Annotated in this window: 16 protein-coding genes and 1 other RNA gene; 11 read left to right on the forward strand and 6 right to left on the reverse strand. The window is 66.1% G+C overall.

What is annotated here, in order from left to right:
- Positions 1–8: 8 nt before the first annotated feature.
- Positions 9–512 carry a gluconokinase gene (locus BCO18175_RS24755; RefSeq protein WP_046544931.1) on the forward strand — a complete coding sequence of 168 codons (504 nt, stop codon included), beginning with the start codon at positions 9–11 and terminating at the stop codon, positions 510–512.
- 80 nt (positions 513–592) lie between these two features.
- On the opposite strand, the gene BCO18175_RS24760 is transcribed toward BCO18175_RS24755, so the two are convergent.
- Entirely contained in the window at positions 593–1240 is a 648-nt protein-coding gene (locus tag BCO18175_RS24760) for a TetR/AcrR family transcriptional regulator (RefSeq protein WP_174985029.1), read from the reverse strand.
- A gap of 276 nt (positions 1241–1516) precedes the next feature.
- Between BCO18175_RS24760 and BCO18175_RS24765 the strand changes: the two genes are divergently transcribed.
- Positions 1517–2938: an NAD(P)/FAD-dependent oxidoreductase gene (locus BCO18175_RS24765; RefSeq protein WP_174985032.1), complete on the forward strand. Its 1422-nt coding sequence runs from the start codon at positions 1517–1519 to the stop codon at positions 2936–2938.
- 76 nt (positions 2939–3014) lie between these two features.
- On the opposite strand, the gene purB is transcribed toward BCO18175_RS24765, so the two are convergent.
- A complete protein-coding gene (gene purB, locus BCO18175_RS24770) occupies positions 3015–4403 on the reverse strand; it encodes an adenylosuccinate lyase (protein ID WP_174919082.1) in 1389 nt (462 codons plus the stop codon).
- Positions 4404–4634: 231 nt separating this feature from the next.
- On the opposite strand from purB, the gene BCO18175_RS24775 reads away from it, so the two are divergent.
- The 6 genes from BCO18175_RS24775 to BCO18175_RS24800 all read left to right on the forward strand — a co-directional run bounded on the left by BCO18175_RS24775 (position 4635) and on the right by BCO18175_RS24800 (position 10521).
- Positions 4635–5588, forward strand: a complete 954-nt coding sequence (locus tag BCO18175_RS24775; protein WP_174985035.1) for a LysR substrate-binding domain-containing protein — start codon at positions 4635–4637, stop codon at positions 5586–5588.
- A 276-nt stretch (positions 5589–5864) separates the two neighbouring features.
- Positions 5865–7151, forward strand: a complete 1287-nt coding sequence (locus BCO18175_RS24780; RefSeq protein WP_174918635.1) for a Glu/Leu/Phe/Val family dehydrogenase — start codon at positions 5865–5867, stop codon at positions 7149–7151.
- Between the two features lie 252 nt (positions 7152–7403).
- A complete protein-coding gene (locus tag BCO18175_RS24785) occupies positions 7404–8297 on the forward strand; it encodes a glutamate/aspartate ABC transporter substrate-binding protein (protein ID WP_174985038.1) in 894 nt (297 codons plus the stop codon).
- An 84-nt stretch (positions 8298–8381) separates the two neighbouring features.
- Positions 8382–9122 (forward strand): amino acid ABC transporter permease, encoded by a 741-nt coding sequence (locus BCO18175_RS24790; protein ID WP_174985041.1) that lies wholly within the window; start codon positions 8382–8384, stop codon positions 9120–9122.
- On the forward strand, positions 9122–9799 hold the full coding sequence (gltK, locus tag BCO18175_RS24795) for a glutamate/aspartate ABC transporter permease GltK (RefSeq protein WP_174974057.1): 678 nt from the start codon (positions 9122–9124) through the stop codon (positions 9797–9799). Before BCO18175_RS24790 ends, gltK begins: the two co-directional genes overlap by 1 nt.
- A complete protein-coding gene (locus tag BCO18175_RS24800; protein ID WP_011350949.1) occupies positions 9796–10521 on the forward strand; it encodes an amino acid ABC transporter ATP-binding protein in 726 nt (241 codons plus the stop codon). The genes gltK and BCO18175_RS24800 overlap by 4 nt, the downstream gene beginning before the upstream one ends.
- A gap of 90 nt (positions 10522–10611) precedes the next feature.
- On the opposite strand, the gene BCO18175_RS24805 is transcribed toward BCO18175_RS24800, so the two are convergent.
- A complete protein-coding gene (locus tag BCO18175_RS24805) occupies positions 10612–15882 on the reverse strand; it encodes an autotransporter outer membrane beta-barrel domain-containing protein (RefSeq protein ID WP_174985043.1) in 5271 nt (1756 codons plus the stop codon).
- Positions 15883–16523: 641 nt separating this feature from the next.
- Entirely contained in the window at positions 16524–17435 is a 912-nt protein-coding gene (locus BCO18175_RS24810) for a class II glutamine amidotransferase (RefSeq protein WP_174918630.1), read from the reverse strand.
- Positions 17436–17641: 206 nt separating this feature from the next.
- Here BCO18175_RS24810 and pyrC point away from each other — a divergent pair, with 206 nt between their 5' ends.
- Both pyrC and rnpB read left to right on the forward strand, forming a co-directional pair.
- The gene (gene pyrC / locus BCO18175_RS24815) at positions 17642–18706 is read left to right on the forward strand and encodes a dihydroorotase (RefSeq protein ID WP_174985044.1); all 1065 of its coding nucleotides are present in this window, start codon (positions 17642–17644) and stop codon (positions 18704–18706) included.
- Between the two features lie 65 nt (positions 18707–18771).
- Positions 18772–19183: RNase P RNA component class A (gene rnpB, locus BCO18175_RS24820), an RNA gene on the forward strand.
- Between the two features lie 70 nt (positions 19184–19253).
- Here rnpB and BCO18175_RS24825 read toward each other — a convergent pair.
- Together BCO18175_RS24825 and BCO18175_RS24830 are read right to left on the reverse strand one after the other, a co-directional pair.
- The gene (locus BCO18175_RS24825) at positions 19254–19718 is read right to left on the reverse strand and encodes an OsmC family protein (RefSeq protein WP_172625585.1); all 465 of its coding nucleotides are present in this window, start codon (positions 19716–19718) and stop codon (positions 19254–19256) included.
- Positions 19719–20128: 410 nt separating this feature from the next.
- A complete protein-coding gene (locus tag BCO18175_RS24830) occupies positions 20129–20422 on the reverse strand; it encodes a DUF1090 family protein (protein ID WP_174985047.1) in 294 nt (97 codons plus the stop codon).
- Between the two features lie 311 nt (positions 20423–20733).
- Here BCO18175_RS24830 and rplM point away from each other — a divergent pair, with 311 nt between their 5' ends.
- Positions 20734–21162: a 50S ribosomal protein L13 gene (gene rplM / locus BCO18175_RS24835; RefSeq protein ID WP_041490553.1), complete on the forward strand. Its 429-nt coding sequence runs from the start codon at positions 20734–20736 to the stop codon at positions 21160–21162.
- Positions 21163–21168: the final 6 nt, after the last annotated feature.

Below are 21168 nucleotides of genomic sequence, written 5' to 3' on the forward strand. Positions count from 1 at the left end.
GGTAGGCAATGATTCTGATCGCAATGGGCGTGTCGGGCGCGGGCAAGTCGCTAATCGGCGAAATGCTGGCGGAACGCCTGTCGTGCAGCTATACCGATGGCGACGCGTTTCACAGCGCGGCGAACAAGGAAAAGATGCACAACGGCATTCCGCTGACCGACGACGACCGCTGGCCGTGGCTGCGCACGATCCGCGCGGCCATCGAGGAAAAGCAGCGTGCCGGTGAGACGGCCGTGTTCACGTGTTCGTCGCTGAAGCGGTCGTACCGCGACGTGCTGCGCGGCACCGACACCGACGTGCGGTTCGTGTACCTGAAGGGTTCGTTCGAGATGTTGCACGAGCGCCTGAAGAGCCGCACCGGCCATTTCTTCGATCCGTCGCTGCTGAAGAGCCAGCTCGACACGCTCGAGGAACCGGGCCCGGACGAAGCGATCGAGGTCAGCATCGAGCTGACGCCCGAACAGATCGTCGATCAGGTCATGCTGAAGATCGGCATCGCGCAGCAGCACTGAGCGCGGTTCGCGGCAATCGTCATGCAAAAGGCGCCCTTCGGGGCGCCTTTTTCGTTGACGGCCCGTGAGCCGCGGGCGGGTCAGGCCGCGGGCGCCTGCTTCGCGATGCCGTCGAGCAGCACGTCGAGCATCGTGTCGTGCACGGCTGCCGGATCGAGCTGGGCATAGAGCGGGGCGGCCGCCTTGACGAGCGGATGCGCGGCGTCGGACAGCGCTTCCATTTCCGCGAGCTCGACGTCGTTCGCGGCGCGCGTGAGGCCGCCGGCCTCGGCCGCGGCAAGCCCGATCACGCTCGCATACCAGCCGACGCACACCGACGGCAGCGCCGCGCGCGGGATGCCGGCGTCGGCCAGCGCGCGATGCACGGCCTCGATGTGCGCGAGATCGGCCGGCCCCGTACTCATGTGCCGCTGCAGCAGCGCGAACGCGGCCGGGTAGCGCAGCGCGAGCGCGCGGTACTGGCGCGCGAGGTCGCGCAGCCGTTCGCGCCACGGCAGCGCGGCGTCGACCGGCACGAGCGAGCGCGACAGCGCGTTCGCGATCGCGCGGCTCAGGCCTTCCTTCGACTTGAAGTGATACAGCACGCTCATCGGGTCGCAGCCGACCGACTGCGCGAGCTTGCGCACGCTGAACGCGGCTTCGCCGACGTCTTCGAGCAACGCGAGCGCGGCCGCGACGATCGCGTCCTTGTCGAGGCCGCGCGGGCCCTGGGCGGGTTTGTCTTTCATCGATGCGGGCTGACGGGCCGGTGCGGCACCGGCTGTAAACTTGACGAAAGTTAATTCTACACTGTAGAATTATTTCTGCGGTGTAGAAATTGGGTGTCCCGGCACCTCTCAATACGTGCTTTCGCACAGTCCGGGATCGAGGCGGCACGAGCGTGCCCGCCGTCAACACGGGCCATCGCGCCCTTTATCTCGTTGACACCCATGTGGAACCGGCTGCCCCACCCGCGAAGCCAGAAGGCTCTTCGACAGGCGGCCCAAGACCATGCAAGTGCAATCATGACTTTCAATCATCAAACCCTGATCCAGGGCGAATCGCGTTTCGAACAAACGCAACTGAACATCGAAAAAGACAACTGGAACTGGTGCGACCCGGCCCGCTACGACGGCGAGCGCCCGGCGAACTGGTACGAGGCGTCGCTGTCGCGCCACGCGAACGGCGCGCCGCTCGCGCACGATGCCGTATGCGACGTGCTCGTGATCGGCGCGGGCCTGCTCGGCGCGTCGGCCGCGCTGCATCTCGCGGAAGCGGGCGTCGATACCATCCTCGTCGACAAGCACCACGTCGGCTCGGCCGCATCGGGCCGCAACGGCGGGCAGCTCACGCCCGGCCTCGCGCGCTGGGAAGCCGCCGACATGATCGACCACCTGTCGCACGACGACGCGAAGCAGCTGTGGCGCTTTGCATCGGCCGAATCGATGGACCTGATCGACGCGATCGGCGCACGTTACGCGCTCGAGCTCGACCGCAAGCGCGGCCACATTACGGCCGCGGTCCACCCGGGCCACATGAGCGCGCTGCTCGACGGCGCGGACGCGCGCCGCCATCTCGGCGACGCGGGTGTGACGCTCGTCGGCCGCCATCAGCTGCATGACGAATACGTGCGCTCGGGGCTGTACCACGGCGCGGCGATCGACGCGATCGGCGGGCAGATCCATCCGCTCGCGCTGGTGCGCGGCCTTGTGCACGGCTTCCGGCTGAACGGCGGCGCGCTGTTCGAGGGCACCGAGGTGCTCGAACTCGACGAGACGCCGGAGGGTGTCGTCGCGACGACGCCGGGCGGCACGATCACCGCGCGCAAGGGTGTCGTGCTGGCGCTGCACAACACGACGTTCCGGCTGCTCGACGACGGCGCCGCGACAACCGTGCCGTTCTTTACCTACGTGAGCGTGACGGCGCCGCTCGACGTCGATGTCGCGACACTGATGCCGGCCGGCATGCCCGTGTACGACACGCAGTTCCAGATCGACTACTACCGGCCGGTACGCGGTAACCGCCTGCTGTTCGGCGGGCAGGGCACCGGCACGTGTTGGGCGCAGCCGGACGTGAACGCGTACCTGCTGACGCGGCTGAACACGGTGTTCCCGCAGGTCGACGGCCAGTTCGCGCTCGACTACTGCTGGAGTGGCGTGAGCGACTTCACGCTGAACGGCGCGACGGACAGCCGCAAGACCGACGGCCGCGTGCCGATGTACATGGTGCAGGGCTGGAGCGGCCACGGCGTCGCGCAGACGGTGCGGATCGGCAAGGCGATCTGCGACGATTTCGTCGGTCGCAACGACGATTTCTCGATGCTGACCGGGATCGATCACCGTGCGATTCCGCTCGGCCGCCAGTTGTCGCCGATCGCGATTCCCGCCGCGAAGGCTGCGATGAGCGTGATGAGCGCGCTTAACCCGGGGCGGATGATCTCGTTCTGACCGGCTGCGGCAGGCAACAAAAAAGCCCGATGCGATTGCTCGCACCGGGCTTTTTTACATGCGAAAACGGCGGCGCTTACGCGATCCGCTTCGCGAGTTCGACGGCCTTGCCGATGTATGACGCAGGCGTCATCGCGAGCAGGCGATCCTTCGCATCCTGCGGGATCGCGAGCGTGCCGACGAATTCCTGCAGCGCTTCGCGCGTGATGCCCTTGCCGCGCGTCAGTTCCTTCAGCTGCTCGTACGGGTTCTCGATGCCGTAGCGGCGCATCACCGTCTGCACCGGCTCGGCGAGCACTTCCCAGCAGTTGTCGAGGTCTTCGTTCAGGCGTGCCGGGTTCACTTCGAGCTTGTCGAGGCCGCGGATCAGCGAGTCATACGCGAGCAGCGAGTAGCCGAGCGCGACGCCCATGTTGCGCAGCACCGTCGAGTCGGTCAGGTCGCGCTGCCAGCGCGATACCGGCAGCTTGTCGGCGAGGTGGCGCAGCGTCGCGTTCGCGAGGCCGAGGTTGCCTTCCGAGTTCTCGAAGTCGATCGGGTTGACCTTGTGCGGCATCGTCGACGAGCCGATTTCACCGGCCTTCGTCTTCTGCTTGAAGTAGCCGACCGAGATGTAGCCCCACACGTCGCGGTCGAGGTCGAGCAGGATCGTGTTCGCGCGCGCCACGGCGTCGAACAGCTCGGCCATGTAGTCGTGCGGCTCGATCTGGATCGTGTACGGGTTGAACGTGAGCTTCAGGCGGGTCTCGATCACGTCGCGCGAGAACGCTTCCCAGTCGAATTCCGGGTACGCCGAGAGATGCGCGTTGAAGTTGCCGACCGCGCCGTTCATCTTGCCGAGGATCTCGACCTTCTCGATGCGCGTGATCGCACGGGCGAGGCGGGCCGCGACGTTCGCGAGTTCCTTGCCGAGCGTCGTCGGGCTGGCCGGCTGGCCGTGCGTGCGCGACAGCATCGGCTGCTCGGCGTGCGCGTGCGCGAGTGCGACGAGGCGCTGGTAGACCGTGCGCAGCGCCGGCAGGATCACGTGTTCGCGCGCGCCGGCGAGCATCATCCCGTGCGACGTGTTGTTGATGTCTTCCGACGTGCACGCGAAGTGGATGAATTCGCTGGCCTTTTCGAGCTCTTCCTGGCCCTTTACCGATTCCTTCAGCCAGTATTCGACGGCTTTCACGTCGTGGTTCGTCACGCGCTCGATTTCCTTGATGCGGGCGGCGTCGTGCGCGGTGAAGCGCTCGGCGAGCTGCAGCAGGAACTGTTCGGACGCATCGGAGAAGCGCGGGACTTCCGCGAAGCCGGCGCGCGACAGCGCGATCAGCCAGTGCACCTCGACGGTGACGCGGTGGCGCATGAAGGCGGCTTCGGAGAGCCAGTCGCGCAGCGCTTCGGTCTTGCTGGCGTAGCGGCCGTCGATGGGCGAAAGCGCGGTGAGGGCGAAAAGCGTATCGGGACGAGTGTCGGACATGATCGGGCGGGCCTTGGGGCCGGGTCGAGCGAGGGGAAGGAGAATCCGGCATTTTACCATCGGCGCGGGACGATCCCGGTCGCGCGCGGCCGGCGGGCGTCTCCGCGTGCGGACGCCGTGCCGGCGCCCGTCCGCGGCGGGGCGCCGGGCCGCTCGCCGGGCCGCCTGCGGGGCCCGCCCGCCGGTAGAATGCAGGCTTCTTCCCGACCGCCGCCCGCCGCGCCTGCCTGCATGGAACTGAAATGGCTCGAAGACTTCGTTTCGCTCGCGGAAACGCGCAGCTTTAGCCGGTCCGCCGAGCTGCGGCACGTGTCGCAGCCGGCGTTTTCGCGGCGCATCCAGGCGCTCGAGGCATGGCTCGCGACCGAACTGATCGATCGTTCGGTTTATCCGACGCGGCTCACGCAGGCCGGGCAGATCTTCTACGAACAGGCGCTGACGATGCTGTCGCAGGCGCACGAGGCGCGCACGCTGCTGCGCGGCCACGTCGGCGCGCCGGTGCCGACGATCGAGTTCGCGGTGCCGCACACGCTGTCGCTCACGTATTTCCCGCGCTGGCTGCAGCGGATCGAGGCGAAGATGGGCCAGGTCCATACGCGGCTGCGCGCGCTGAACGTGCACGACGCGGTGCTGTCGCTCGTCGAGGGCGGCTGCGATCTCGTGATGGGCTACCACCACCCGAGCCATCCGGTCGCGCTCGACCCGGCGCGCTACGACATGCTGGTCCTCGGCAGCGAGCCGATCAGCCCGTTCTCGGCGCCGGGCCGCGCGGGGCGGCCGCGCTATACGCTGCCCGGCACGGCCGACGCGCGCGTGCCGTACCTGTCGTATACGCCGAACGCGTATCTCGGCCGGATGACGGAGGTCATCGTCGCGAATGCGTCGACGCCGCTGTTCCTCGATCGCGTCTATGAAACCGACATGGCCGAAGGGCTGAAGGCGATGGCGCTCGCGGGCCACGGCGTCGCGTTCCTGCCGCACAGCGCGGTCGAGGATGCGGTCGCGGGCGGCCGCCTGATCCGGCTCGACCGGTCGGTGCGCGGCGGCGCGCATCCGTTCACGCTGACGATGGAGATCCGGCTGTACTGCGACAAGCTCGCGCTGCAGGGCGACGATCCTCGCCAGAAGCTCGTGCGTGCGCTGTGGGACGTCGTGCGCGACGAACTGCGCGAAACCGCGGGTTAACCGTGGGCGGTTAACCGCGCCCGCGTTGGCCGGCCGGCTGTCGCCGAGCTTGCGGCGCCTGTCGGGCGGCTGTCCGGCGGCCGTCCCGCTTCCAGGAAACACGATTTTTCACGCACGCGATGCACGATCGATCGCGTGCGTTCTTGCGCAAATCGACCGCAGATTTGCGAAAAATCGCGATCATGCAAGAAACGCATAATCGAATAAGCAAACGGCATTGGATAAAAAAAACGGGTTTTTCGACAATGTGCGCACCTGTTGACCGTTGGAGCATCCATGTCTTCGCAATTGCAGTCCATCCCGTCCTACCTGCACGCCGACGATCTCGGCCCGTGGGGCAACTATCTTCAGCAAGTCGATCGCGTCGCGCCGTACCTCGGCTCGCTGTCGCGCTGGCTCGAAACGCTGAAGCGCCCGAAGCGCATCCTGATCGTCGACTGCCCCATCGAGCTCGATAACGGCACCGTCGCGCACTTCGAAGGCTATCGCGTGCAGCACAACGTGTCGCGCGGCCCGGGCAAGGGCGGTGTGCGTTACCACCAGGACGTGACGCTGTCGGAAGTGATGGCACTGTCCGCGTGGATGTCGGTCAAGAACGCGGCCGTGAACGTGCCGTACGGCGGCGCGAAGGGCGGTATCCGCGTCGACCCGCGCAAGCTGTCGCGTGGTGAGCTCGAGCGCGTGACGCGCCGCTACACCAGCGAAATCGGCATCATCATCGGCCCGAACACCGACATTCCGGCGCCGGACGTCAACACCAACGAACAGGTGATGGCGTGGATGATGGACACGTACTCGATGAACCAGGGCCAGACGTCGACCGGCGTCGTGACCGGCAAGCCGATCGCACTCGGCGGTTCGCTCGGCCGCAAGGAAGCAACGGGCCGCGGCGTGTTCGTCGTCGGCAGCGAAGCGGCGAAGAAGAAGGGCCTCGAGATCGCAGGCGCACGCATCGCGGTGCAGGGCTTCGGCAACGTCGGCGGCATCGCGGCGAAGCTGTTCCAGGAAGCGGGTTCGAAGGTGATCGCGGTGCAGGATCACACGGGCACGATCTACCAGCCGGCCGGCCTCGATTCGAACAAGCTGCTCGAGCACGTCGCACGCACGGGCGGCGTCGCGGGCTTCGAAGGCGCGGAGCCGATGCCGAATGACGAGTTCTGGACGGTCGAAACCGACATCCTGATCCCGGCGGCACTGGAAAACCAGATCACCGAGAAGAACGCAGCGAAGATCCGCACGAAGATCATCGTCGAAGGCGCGAACGGCCCGACGACGACGGCGGCGGACGACATCCTGACCGCGAACGGCGTGCTCGTGATCCCGGACGTGATCGCGAACGCAGGCGGCGTGACCGTGTCGTACTTCGAGTGGGTGCAGGATTTCTCGAGCTTCTTCTGGACGGAAGACGAGATCAACCATCGTCTCGAGCGCGTGATGCGCGAAGCGTTCTCCGGCGTGTGGGCGGTCGCGGAAGAGCACAAGGTGTCGGTGCGTACGGCGGCGTTCATCGTTGCGTGCAAGCGCATCCTGATGGCGCGCGAAATGCGCGGCCTGTACCCCTGATTGGTGGTTGCCGATTTCGGATCGGTTGACTACGATCAATCCATGACGCAATCCATCCGGTTGCGTGCATGAACCCTCGCGGGCGGTGCCGAATCCGGCATCGCCCGCGTGCGCATTCAGGCGCCGGAAGGGGCGCCCGAAGCCGGGAGGAAGGCTTCGCACAGCGCGATTCGTGGTTCGGTAAACAACCAGTACTTTCAAAAATATTACTTTGATACACTGGCGCGGGTTTTAGCCAAGGAGATGACCAAAATGAAATACCAAAAGGCAGTCCTGATGTTCGCGGCGCTTTGCGCGTTCGCAAGCGGCGCGCATGCTCAGGAGACGGGCACGCTGAAGAAGATCAAGGACACGGGCGTGATCGCGCTGGGGCACCGCGAATCGTCGATTCCGTTCTCCTACTACGACCAGAACCAGCAGGTGGTCGGCTATTCGCGCGAATTCCAGCTGAAGGTGGTCGACGCGGTGAAGAAGAAGCTGAACCTGCCGAACCTGCAGGTGAAGAACATTCCGGTCACGTCGCAGAACCGCATCCCGCTCGTGCAGAACGGCACGGTCGACATCGAGTGCGGCTCGACGACCAACAACGCGGAACGCCAGCAGCAGGCTGCGTTCTCCGACACGATCTTCGTGATCGGCACGCGCCTGATGACGAAGAAGGATTCGGGCGTCAAGGATTTCGCCGACCTGAAGGGCAAGACGGTCGTGACCACTGCCGGCACGACGTCCGAGCGCCTGCTGCGCAAGATGAACAACGAGAAGCAGCTCGGCATGAACATCATCAGCGCGAAGGATCACGGCGATTCGTTCAACACGCTGGAATCGGGCCGCGCGGTCGCGTTCATGATGGATGACGCGCTGCTCGCGGGCGAGCGCGCGAAGGCGAAGCAGCCGGGCGAGTGGGTGATCGTCGGCACGCCGCAATCGGAAGAAGCGTACGGCTGCATGATGCGCAAGGGCGATGCGGACTTCAAGAAGGTCGTCGACGACGCGATCTCGCAAGTCGAGAAATCGGGCGACGCCGCGAAGATCTACGCGAAGTGGTTCGAGAACCCGATTCCGCCGAAGGGGCTGAACCTGAACTTCCCGCTGTCCGATTCGATGAAGAAGCTGTACGCGAACCCGAACGACAAGGCGCTCGACTGACCGCACGGCCGTTGATGCAGAAATGACGCTAATGAGACGGAAGAGGCCACGCTTCTTCCGTCTCTTTTTGCTGGAGTCTTGCCCATGTCTTACCACTGGAACTGGGGCATCTTCCTGAGCCCCGTGTCGACCGGCGAGCCGACGACTTATTTCGGATGGCTGATGTCCGGCTTCTGGGTGACGATCGAAGTGTCGCTCGTCGCCTGGGTCATCGCGCTGATCGTCGGTTCGCTGTTCGGCGTGCTGCGCACCGTGCCGAACAAATGGCTGTCCGCGCTCGGCACCCTGTACGTGTCGATCTTCCGGAACATTCCGCTGATCGTGCAGTTCTTCGTCTGGTATCTCGTGATACCGGAGCTGCTGCCCGCGTCGATCGGCACCTGGATCAAGCAGTTGCCGCCCACCACGCAGTTCTTCACCGCGTCGATCATCTGTCTCGGCCTGTTCACGGGCGCGCGCGTGTGCGAACAGGTGCGCTCGGGGATCAACGCGCTGCCGAAGGGCCAGCGCGCCGCCGGCCTCGCGATGGGCTTCACGCAATGGCAGACGTACCGCTACGTGCTGCTGCCGGTTGCGTACCGGATCATCGTGCCGCCGCTCACGTCGGAATTCCTGAACATCTTCAAGAACTCCGCGGTCGCGTCGACGATCGGCCTGCTCGACCTGTCCGCGCAGGCGCGCCAGCTCGTCGACTACACCGCGCAGACGTATGAGTCGTTCATTGCGGTGACGCTCGCGTACGTGATCATCAACCTCATCGTGATGGCGTTCATGCGCTGGATCGAAGGCCGTACGCGGCTGCCCGGCTATATCGGAGGCAAGTGATGCATCAGTTCGACTGGAGTAGTATTCCCGGCGCGCTGCCGACGCTGTGGACGGGGGCGGTCGTCACGTTCCAGATCACGCTGATCGCGATCGTGATCGGGATCGTCTGGGGCACGCTGCTGGCGCTGATGCGGCTGTCGGGCGTCAAGCCGCTCGCGTGGTTCGCGCAGGGCTACGTGACGGTGTTCCGTTCGATCCCGCTCGTGATGGTGCTGCTGTGGTTCTTCCTGATCGTGCCGCAGCTGCTGCAGGGCGTGCTCGGATTGTCGCCGACGATCGACATCCGTCTCGCATCGGCGATGGTCGCGTTCTCGCTGTTCGAAGCCGCGTATTATTCCGAGATCATCCGCGCCGGCATCCAGGCGGTGCCGCGCGGGCAGGTGAACGCCGCGTTCGCGCTCGGCATGAACTACGCGCAGGCGATGCGCCTCGTGATCCTGCCGCAGGCGTTCCGCGCGATGATCCCGCTGCTGCTCACGCAGGCGATCGTCCTGTTCCAGGATACGTCGCTCGTGTACGTGATCAGTCTCGCGGACTTCTTCCGCACGGCGGCCAACGTCGGCGATCGCGACGGCACGACCGTCGAGATGGTCCTGTTCGCCGGCGCATGCTATTTCGTGATTTGCTCGTTGGCGTCTGCTCTCGTCAAGGGTCTCCAGAAAAAGGTCACAAGATGATTTCCATCAAGAACGTTTCGAAGTGGTACGGCCAGTTTCAGGTCCTCACCGACTGCACGACCGAGGTCAAGAAAGGCGAAGTGGTCGTCGTGTGCGGCCCGTCGGGCTCGGGCAAGTCGACGCTGATCAAGACCGTGAACGGCCTCGAGCCGTTCCAGCAGGGCGAGATCCTCGTGAACGGCCAGTCGGTCGGCGACAAGAAGACGAACCTGTCGAAGCTGCGCTCGAAGGTCGGGATGGTGTTCCAGCATTTCGAGCTGTTCCCGCACCTGTCGATCACCGAGAACCTGACGCTCGCGCAGGTCAAGGTGCTCGGCCGCGGCAAGGACGAGGCGAACGAGAAGGGCATGAAGCTGCTCGATCGCGTCGGCTTGAAGGCGCATGCGCACAAGTTCCCGGGGCAGCTGTCGGGCGGCCAGCAGCAGCGTGTCGCGATTGCGCGCGCGCTGTCGATGGATCCGATCGCGATGCTGTTCGACGAGCCGACGTCCGCGCTCGACCCCGAGATGATCAACGAAGTGCTCGACGTGATGGTCGAACTCGCGCAGGAAGGGATGACGATGATGGTCGTCACGCACGAAATGGGCTTCGCGAAGAAGGTCGCCCATCGCGTGATCTTCATGGACAAGGGCGCGATCGTCGAGGACGACCGCAAGGACGATTTCTTCTCGAATCCGAAATCGGAACGCGCGAAGGACTTCCTCGCGAAAATCCTGCACTGAGCGTCCGCGCTCGTCGGCGCTGCAGGTGCGTCGATGCGAAAACCGCCCGGCCGAGCGCCGGGCGGTTTTTTTTCGTCCGCAGGTCGTGCGTTACCAGCTGTAGCGGTAGCCGACCTGCCCGACGATGCCGCGCCGGTAGTCGCCGCCGATGTTGCGCGCGATCTTCGCGTTCGCATACAGCTCGCCCGATTTGCCGAAGCCCGCGGTCACGCCGACGCCGAGCTCGTACCACGTGCGACCGAGATGCGTCGCGAACGGCGTGCCGCCGACGACGGTCTGGCCCGGCGACAGGAAGTCGTGCAGCACGTCGGCCGTGAAGTACGGCGTCGCGGCGCCGCCGCCCGAATCCGACTGGAGGTTCGGCCGGAAGATGCGCACGCCGACGCGGCCGCGCAGCGCGTTCGTCGTCGTGCCCGATACCGCCGAGACGTTGTCGTTGAACCCGTTCAGCTTCAGGTACTGGGCCATCAACTGCGCTTGCGGCTCGACCGCAACCGGCAGCGCGCCGATCGCGAACGGCTTGCCGACTTCCTGCGACAGCGCGATGCCGAAGCCGTTCTGCGACGCCTCGTTGCCGTAGCTGTCGCGATAGCGGTTGCCGTAGTGCGTGACCTGCCCGACGCTGTCGAAGTACGTTCCGTCGGACAGGTACTTCGTCCAGTAGCCGCCGATGCTCTGCGCGTGCATCTCGACCGAGCCAGTCGACGTCGACAGGTTGGCCGTATCGGCGCGCGCCATGTCGCTGAAGCTCGCGTTCGACACGCCGATGCTGGCCGTCACGCCCGCATGCGTGCTGCCACCGCCGTTCGGTGCCTGGTCGAGCGTCCAGTCCTTGCCGAACTGCGCGAAGAACGTGCGTTCGTCGGCCGCGAAGCGGCCCGCGTTCGCGTCGAGGCTCTGGCCGCCGATGCGCCCCCACACGCCGTCGCGATTGCCGGGCTGCTGTTTTTCGAGGTTGTAGATGTCACCGACACGCTCGTGCAGCTTGCCGAGCGTCGAGAAGCCATAGTCGGCGTTGAGCAGCGGCGTGAGCGCATAGCCCGAGACGCCAGGCCGATACGCGAGCGTGCCGCCGCCGTTTCCGTTGCCGCTACCGTCGCCATCACCGCCGCCGGACGGATGGATCGGGTCGCCGGGGTCCGTCGAATCGAGCTGCGACCGCAGGTACCAGCCGTTCGCGTCGCCTTGCCCGCCGCGATAGAGCCGGTATTCGTACGCACCCGCCTGCACGGGGCCTGCGAGCTGGAACGCCGATGTGGTGGTCGTGCCGCCGTTGGTCGTGACGACCACCGGAATCCCGTCGCCCTTCGTCTGTGCGCCGGTGCCGGCCGTGTTGGCGATCTTCAGGCCCGTCGTGCCGCTCGCCGCGCCGCCGTTCACGATCACCCGATCGGTCGGCGATGCGTCGGCGCCGAGGAACGTGTTGAGCGCGATCGTGCCGCCGTTGCCGACGTAGCTGCCGGTTGTCAGCGTCTTGTAGCTGCCCGCGAGCGTCGGCGAACCGGTCGGTGCCGCGAATGCGACCAGGCCCGCGTTGTTCAGGCTGCTCAGCACGGAGCTGCCCGTCATGCGCCACGTGCTGGTGTTGTCCACCGTCAGCGCGACCGGATCGATCTTGCCGGTCAGCGTGGTGCCGTTCGCGAGGAACACGTTGCCGGTGCTCGATGCGTCGGAGACGATGTCGCCGGCCAGGTTCACGGCCGATGCGGTGAAGGTGGTGTTGCTGCGGTTCGACAGGTCGAGCAGCGTGCCGTTGCCGGCGGTCACGACCGTGCCGTTGCGCACGGCGATGTCGGCCGTGCCGCCGCGCGCGGCGAAGGCCGGCCCGGTGGCGGACGTGACGCTGCCGCCGTCGACCAGCACCGAACTCGTCGCGCCGTTTGCGAGCGTATCGGACGTCAGCACGCCGGCCGTCGCACCCTTGAGCGTCGTGCCGGTCAACGCGAGCATGCCGCCGCTGTCGGCGGTGGCGCCGTTGCCGGCGGCGCTGGCGATCGTCGAGCCCGTATCGCCGATGCGGCCGCCGTTCTGCGCGACGAGGCCGTCGGCCGTCGTGCCCGACGTGGTGATCTTCGCGCCCGACAGCAGTGCGGTCGCGCCGCCGTTCGTCACGATCGCGGCCGAACCCGCGCCGGTCGTCGAAACCATCGTGCCGTTGGCCGCCAGCGTCGAAGCCGCACCCGACACGAAGAAGCCGCGCGCGTTGTCGCCGGTGGTCCGGACGACGGTCGCCGCATCGGCCGCGATGCGTGCGCCGGCCCCTGTCGACGACAGTCCGTCGGCGCCCCCGCCGGTCGTGCCGATCTGCGTGCCGGACAGCGCGATCGTCGCGTTCGTCCCCTGGTTGTCGATTCCCTTGCCCGAGCCGCCGACCGCGATCGACGTCGCGCCGGCCGCGAGCCCGCCGCCCGTCACGGTCGGGTCGATCAGCACGCCGTCGGCGCTGCCGTTCGCGATCACGGTGCCGGCACCCGACAGCGCGACCGAGGCGCCGGCACCCGTCAGGTGCACGCCCGCGATGCCGTCGTCGGCCTCGATCGAACCCGCGTTGGCGAGCGTCGCCGACGCACCCTGGACGAGCGCACCGGTGCCGTCGGATACGTGGATCGTCGACGCGTTGTTCACCGTGCCGAGCGCGCCGATCACGACGCCCGTCGAGCCGGCGCCCGTCAGCAGCACGGTGTCGCGGTTCTCGAGCGTGCCGAGGTTCTGCGCGACGAAGCCGGTCACGCCGGCCGTCGATGACGTGACGGCGGCGTGGTTGGTGAGCATCGTCGCGACCGGTGCGCCTGCATTGGCACCGGCGAGGTCGTGCGCCTGGCCGTCGACGACGCCGGCGATCGCACCGGCCGCGTTCAGGTTGATCGTCGCGCCCGCGTCGATCGTGCCTTGCGCGCCGCCTTCGACCGCGATCGCGATGCCGTTCGCGCCGTTGACGTTGTAGGTCGCGTTGCCGGTCGACAGCACGGTGCCGGCGTCGGTCGCGAGCACGCCGTGCGCGCGCTGGCCGTTGACGTCGGTCGTCAGCGTGCCGGCCGTCGACGCGCCCGTGTAGGCCGCGCCGCCCGCGACGCGGAACAGCGTCGAATCGTCGGTGTCGACGCTGAGGTGCTGTGCGGCGACGTTGATCTTCGAGCCCGTGCCATACGCGTAGAAGCCGATCTGGTTGGTGCCCGACATGAAGGCGGGCACGGCATTGGCGCCGACGTCGATCGTCGCGCCAGAACGCGCATGCACGCCGATCGCGCCGGTGCCCGTCAGGTTGAGCGCGCCGTCGAGCGTGGCCTTCGCGCGCGGCCCCTCGGCCCACACGCCATAGTTGCGCGTGCCCGAGGCGGGATCGAGGCCGCCGGCCACGTTGATCGTGCCGGTCGAGGTCGCGGCGGTCGCGGTCGTGCCGGCACCGACGACCATGATGCCGATGCCGTTGACGCCGTTCAGCGTGATGGTGCCGGTGTTGGTCACGGTCGCGGCGGTGTCGGCCGCGAGCATGCCGACGTTGGCGAGCGGCGTGCCGGACGCCGCGCCGTTGACGACGATCGCGCCCGCGTTGGTCAGCGTGCCGGACGACGAGCCGATGCTCGCCAGCGCGGCGCCGTTCTGCGTTTGCGAGCCGATCACGATCGTGCCGAGGTTGCTCGCGGTGCCCGAGGCGCCGAGCAGGATGCCGTACGCGTGCGCGGACAGCGCGACGTCGTTCACGGCTTCCGGCGCGCCGGCATCGTACTGGGCCGCGCGGCCGAGATAGATCGTGCCGCCGGCTTCGTTCGTGAAGCTGCCGCCGGCGACGAGGCCGCCGATCACCTGGCTGTCGAGCGTCGTCGCGTTGACGCCGACGTTGATCGTGCCGGCGTTCGATGCGCTCGCGCCGTCGGTCGCGGCCACCGCGTAGTTCTGCAGGTCCGGGCGGGTGGTGTTGAAGGTCCACGCGCCGACGTTCATCACGCCGTTGTTGACGAAGGTCGTGCCGGCGCCGTTCGCGTAGACGCCGTTGCCCTCGGTGTACGCGTTGAGGCTGAAGTTGTCGGGCGGCGCGGCGCCGCCCGTGTTGAAGTTGTCGCCGGCGGCATAGCCGGACGAGATCACGCCGTTGTTGACGCCGCTCGCGCCGGTCAGCAGGCGCACGAGCGTGAAGTCGCCCGACAGGCCGCCGTCGTTGACGAAGTGCGCGCCGTTTTCCGCGAGGACCGCCGAGCTCGAGTCGATCGTGTTGGTGCCGCGGAAGTCGATCTGCCCATCCTTGCCGATATGCAGTGTCGCGTTCGCGCCCGTGCCGTGCAGTGCGGTCAGGTAGTTCATCGGCAGCGCGTTCTCGTCGCCCGGCGACACGTTGTTCGCGTACCCGAACGATTGCGTGGTGAACGTGACGGCCTGGTTGAACGCGCTGTCGTAGGCGGCCTGCGAGCCGAGCGCGCCGCTGCTCACCGAGCGCACGAGGAAGTTGTTGTATGCGGCAAGCGACGCCTCGTCGGTGACGGTCCACGTGCTGCCGTCGAAGGCGGTGAAGCTGCCCGCATACGCCGGCACCTCGAGCAGGACATGACCTGCGGGGCCGCCATTCGCGAGATAGTCACCGGTACCCAGCCAGACCTGGTTGCGCGAATTCCAGTTGATGACGCTTTGCGCCGAACCGGTGCCGTCCGCGACGAACAGGTCCGTCTGCTTCGGCGCCATCGTGATCGCGTTGCCGGTTGCCGTCGGCGAGCCTGCCGGATTGCCGATCGACACGTCGAGCGTCCCGCCGGAGCGATCGACGGTGCCGATTCGCGTGTTCACGTACTGGTTGCCGTTCACGTCGTGATAGACCGGTACGTTGGTCGAGCCCGCAGTCGATGCGGAGAACGTGGCCGAATCGTAGGTCGCGATCGATGTCCGGCCACCGGTGATCGAATCGGGCGTGCTGACGCTTCGAGTCTTGCCGCCGATCGACAGCAGCGGTTGATTCGGGTTGCCCGACACGACGGACGTGCTGCCGAGCGGCATCTGCGTGTAGCCCATGTCGCCGGCCGCACCGGTCCATGCACCTGTCAGGCCGACCCGGTCGCCGCCCGACACGGTCGTGGCGCCGACGAGGTTGTCGTTGACGGTCGGGCTGAAGCTGCCGAGCGCGCAGGTGCCGCCAGTCGCGACGACCGCGCCGCTGCCGCACGTCGACGCGTACGCGGAGCCGGCCGACAGCGCGGCCAGCGCGGCGCCGACTGCGGCGATGCGAAGCGATGGCCGGCGCGTTGCCGCGTGTGCGACGCGGCGGCTCGCGCCAGATGGCCGGCCCGAACGCTTGCTGCGCGCCCGTGCCGTTTCCGCAACCGCGACCCAGCAGCCGGTGGTCTCGCTCCAGATCGATCGAAATGAATGATTCACGACAAGCCCCTCTCTCTTGTTTTGATGTGGTTTTCACCGCGGTGCAGTGAAATCGCAATCCGCGGTGGGGAATGGCGTGAATGGGTGCGCGGCGGCCGTGGCCGTTTCTCCGCCAATCGCGATTCGTTACACCGTGGATGAGCGGAGTCTATTGATCGGGAGCGTGAGCGATTGTCGGGAAGCTTACAAATGCGGCAATCGTGCCGTTTTCATTTGATGTTTTTTGTTTGTGTGATGAATCGAACTGAAGTCCTTGAAGTGTAAGGGTTTGGTCGATTCAAGCGATGTGAATTCGCGATTGCCGGATCGGTGGGGTGACGCACGGTTCACGCAAAATTGGTGCGTTAAAGTGCGGCCCCCGGATTATTTGTTGTCAGGAGGAGTGTTTTATTTTTTACCGTTGAATTATTTTCTCTTGGAAATAAATTAAATCAAGAGCATGTCGATCGGCACCGCTTCGATATACCGGAATGTGATCCGGATGAAACGAAATCCGTGCTCGGGTGGGCTATTTGTGCCGATGGCGAACGTCGTCGCGTCGCATGCGCACGAAATGGCCGGCCACGATTACGCGTAGCAGGCCATCGACTCGCCGTGCAGCGGCGGCCAGATGAAGGGAAGCGGGCGCCGGCGCGCCGGGCTCAGAAGTCGATCGCGTCGTCGGAATCGACGTCGGCGGCGGTGGCGAGCGCCTCGCGTGCGTCGCGCGGCGCCGACGCCGACGCGTCGAGTGACGGATTGCGCAGCTTCTCGAGCACGCGTTCGGGCACCGGGATCCGCATCCGCGCGGCGACGTCGCCGCACTGGAACATGATCAGCTCGCCCGGCTCGAACGCGGTCCACACTTCATTGTCGGTGAGCGGCTGCGTCGCGATCACCGCGACGCGATCCTCGGGCGTCGTGTATTTCGCGAAGTCGATCGACAGGTCTTCGTCGACGAGGTGGGCAGTCGAGAACGGCCAGCGCCGCACGAGGTAGTGCAGCCGTGTCGAGCAGTGTGCGAACAGCGCCTGGCCGTTCGACATCAGGAAGTTGAACACGCCGTGATCGGTGATGCCGCGGGTCAGCTCGCCGACGCGCTCGAACAGCTCGGGCAGCGGCGGCTGCGCGCCGGGGAACGCTTCGCGCAGCCCCTGCATCAGCACGCAGAATGCCTGTTCGCTGTCGGTCGTGCCGACCGGATGGTAGACGCTGCCGTCCATGTCCGGTGCGTAGTCCTGCAGGTCGCCGTTATGCGCGAAGATCCAGTGCCGGCCCCACAGCTCGCGCATGAACGGATGGCTGTTCTCGAGCAGGATGTGGCCTTGCGTCGCCTTGCGGATGTGCGCGATCGTGTTCTTGGATTTGATCGGGTAGCGCTTCACCATTTCGGCGATCGGCGATGTGGCCGATGCCTGGTGATCGATGAACAGGCGGCAGGCTTTATCTTCGAAGAACGCGATGCCCCAGCCGTCGGCATGGTGATCGGTGAGCCCGCCCCGGGCCGCGAAACCTGTGAAGGAGAATGTGACGTCCGTCGGCGCGGCGCAGTTCATTCCTAAGAGTTGGCACATTTTACTTGGGGCAGCAGGCTGAGGCGGGGGGGTAACGAACCGGGCGAACCCCGGTACAATGCGGCTTCTAGCATATCACCGAGCCCCGAGCGGTAAAAAGCGGATTCCGCCGGCCGAAGGCCCCGTGTTGCGGTTTGCCGTCAGTCGGCCCGCGCACGCGCGTTCCGGCCCCGCCGATGGCCCGGCCGTTCCTCACGACGCCTCCTATGACTGCCTCGAACGCTTCCTCCCCGGCGACGCTCTCGCTCGCCCGTCCCGACGACTGGCACCTGCACCTGCGAGACGGCGACATGCTGGCCGCCGTGCTGCCGCACACCGCGCGCCAGTTCGGCCGCGCGATCGTCATGCCGAACCTGAAGCCGCCGGTGACGACCACCGCGCAGGCGCAGGCCTATCGTGAGCGTATCCTCGCCGCGCTGCCGGCCGGGATGACGTTCGAACCGCTGATGACGCTGTACCTGACCGACAACACGCCGCCCGACGAGATCCGCCGCGCGCGCGAAAGCGGTTTCGTGCACGGCGTGAAGCTGTATCCGGCCGGCGCGACGACGAATTCCGACCACGGCGTCACCGATCTCGCGAAATGCGCGAAGACGCTCGAGGCGATGCAGGAAACCGGCATGCCGCTGCTCGTGCACGGCGAAGTGACCGATGCGTCGATCGACCTGTTCGACCGCGAGAAGGTCTTCATCGACCGCGTGATGACGCCGCTGCGCCGCGATTTCCCGGGCCTGAAGGTCGTGTTCGAACACATCACGACGAAGGATGCGGCCGACTACGTGCGCGACGCGGATGCGGCGCCCGGCCTGCTCGGCGCGACGATCACCGCGCATCACCTGCTGTACAACCGCAATGCGCTGTTCGTCGGCGGGATTCGCCCGCATTACTACTGCCTGCCGGTGCTGAAGCGCGAGACGCATCGCGTCGCGCTGGTCGAGGCCGCGACGTCGGGCAACCCGCGCTTCTTCCTCGGCACCGACAGCGCGCCGCATGCGCGCGACGCGAAGGAAACCGCGTGCGGCTGTGCGGGCTGCTACACGGCGCTGCACGCGCTCGAACTGTATGCGGAAGCGTTCGACCACGCCGGCGCGCTCGACAAGCTGGAAGGCTTCGCGAGCTTCTTCGGCGCCGATTTCTACGGGCTGCCGCGCAGCGCCGACACGGTCACGCTGCGTCGCGAGTCATGGGAACTGCCCCGCGAGATCTTCGCGGGCGATACGCCCGTCGTGCCGCTGCGCGGCGGCGAGACGATCGGCTGGAAACTGGTTTGACCCCCGCGCCGCCGCGCGAACCCGGCCACACGGCCGGTAGCGCTCGGTGCTAGAATGCGCGTCGCAAAGCAGGCCAGGCAGTCGCGGCCTCGCCGCCTTCGGGCGCGCGGGGGCGAGGAAAGTCCGGACTCCACAGGGCAGGGTGATGGCTAACGGCCATCCGTGGTGACACGCGGAACAGGGCAACAGAAAGCAAACCGCCGATGGCCCGGCGCAAGCCGGGATCAGGTAAGGGTGAAACGGTGCGGTAAGAGCGCACCGCGGCGACGGCGACGTTCGCCGGCACGGTAACCTCCACCCGGAGCAATTCCAAGTAGGCAGGCGCGCATTTTCGGATGCAGGACGGGGCCCCCGTCTCGTCTGCGGGTAGGAAGCTTGAGCGCGTCAGCAATGGCGCGCCTAGAGGAATGGCTGCCACGCGTTGTGCGCTTCGGCGCGCAGCGTGCACAGAATCCGGCTTATCGGCCTGCTTTGCCGTTCGAATGCGAAAGGGCCGGCGTCTCCTTGCGGAGCGCCGGCCCTTTTTTCATGCGCGCTCGCCGTGCGTTCAGCCGGCGACGATGTCGAACGAATGCGTGAGTTCGGCCGTCTTCGCGATCATGATCGACGCGGAGCAATACTTGTCGTGCGACAGGTTGATCGCGCGTTCGACCGTGGACGGGTTCAGGTTGCGGCCGGTGACGGTGAAGTGGAAATGCACCTTCGTGAACACCTTCGGGTCTTCGCTCGCGCGCTCGGCCTTCAGCGTGACCGAGCAGCCGCTGACTTCCTGGCGGCTCTTCTTCAGGATCAGCACGACGTCATAGGCAGTGCAGCCGCCGGTGCCGAGCAGCACCATTTCCATCGGGCGCGGCGCGAGATTGTGGCCGCCACCTTCGGGCGCGCCATCCATCGTGACGAGGTGGCCGCTACCGGTCTCGGCGGAAAACGCCATGCCGTCCTGGCCCATCCAGCTTACTTTGCATTCCATGCTTGCACTCCAGCGTTGCCTGATTCGGATTCGATCCGGCATTGTAGCCCGCTGCGTAACGGTCGGCTGATGCGCTGCACGACGCGCAACGCAGGCGCCGCGCGCGCGGTGCGTCGGACGGCCAATTCCCGTCCGTTTTTAGGGGTTTTGCTCTAGACGAGGGCGGTGCCTGATCAGACTCGTCGAGATCAGGTGATTGATTTTAAAGGGAAAACAAATTTTTCAAACGCGCCGCTTGAAATTCCGCATTATGGTGTTTGATTTCGTAATGCAAATTTTCTTGTGGAGTCGGTGGTGCGTTCGTATAATGAGCCTCATTGGTTGTCGCGCTGCGGCAACCTCCGAATGTCTCCTCCACCCTCCTCCTATGGTGGATTAAGCCCGAACCAGCCGTTCGGGCTTTTTTTCGTCCCATGCAAACATCGGCGCGCGGCTTGCGCGCCCCGGCATCGTTACACCGGTTGCTTCGCGGTGGGCTGCGAGGTCGCGCCGGGCGAGCGTGCGCCAGGTGCCGGCGCGTGGACGGCCGACGCATGGCCGTGCCCGCGTGCGCAGAAGTGGCGGACGCGTTCGCGCACCGCGCGCAGGCGGGCGACGCGATCCTCGGCATGGGCGGCGCGCGCTTCGGCAACGCGTGTATCGAGCGCGTCGAGCTTGGCTTCGCAGTCGGTGCGGGCGGCGACGGCAGGCGCCGCGGCGGCCAGCAGCGCGGCCGCGAGGAGGGGCGTAAGTCGTTGATTCATCATGCTTGTTTGTTGTTTTCCAGATTCGGCCGGCCTGGCGCGGCAAGGTCAGGTGCCGCGCGTCGATGGGTGCCTCCCCGGGCGCTCGGTTCGCCTAGCTTGTCGGGGCACGAACGGATTTTGGCCCATTTCAGCCGCCGCGGGCACGGGAAGTGGATTCCCTTTGACCGCGTTGCCGTATTTCCTTTATAATTCAGGGCTTTTCCGCATTCATGCCCACGGAAAAAGAACAGGGAGAGCCTGCACCGCGCCTCGAAGCGCACACAGACAAGCAGGACGAACACATCGGGCAAAGCATTTTTTTTGGATCGATCATGAAGACGTTTTCCGCAAAAGCCCATGAGGTGACGCGCGAATGGTACGTGATTGACGCGACGGATAAGGTTCTCGGCCGTGTTGCCAGCGAAGTGGCACGCCGTCTGCGCGGCAAGCACAAGCCTGAGTTCACCCCGCACGTCGACACTGGTGATTTCATCATCATCGTCAACGCGAGCAAGTTGAAAGTCACGGGCAACAAGACGCTGGACAAGAAGTACTACCGTCACTCGGGCTACCCGGGCGGTATCTATGAAACGACGTTCGGCAAGATGCAAGAACGCTTCCCGGGCCGTGCGCTCGAGAAGGCGGTCAAGGGCATGCTGCCGAAGGGCCCGCTCGGCTACGCGATGATCAAGAAGCTGAAGGTCTACGCAGAAGCGACGCATCCGCACTCGGCTCAACAGCCGAAGGCGCTCGAGATCTAAGGGGAC

The sequence above is a fragment of the Burkholderia lata genome (genome assembly GCF_902499335.1).
Lineage (GTDB): Bacteria > Pseudomonadota > Gammaproteobacteria > Burkholderiales > Burkholderiaceae > Burkholderia > Burkholderia lata_B.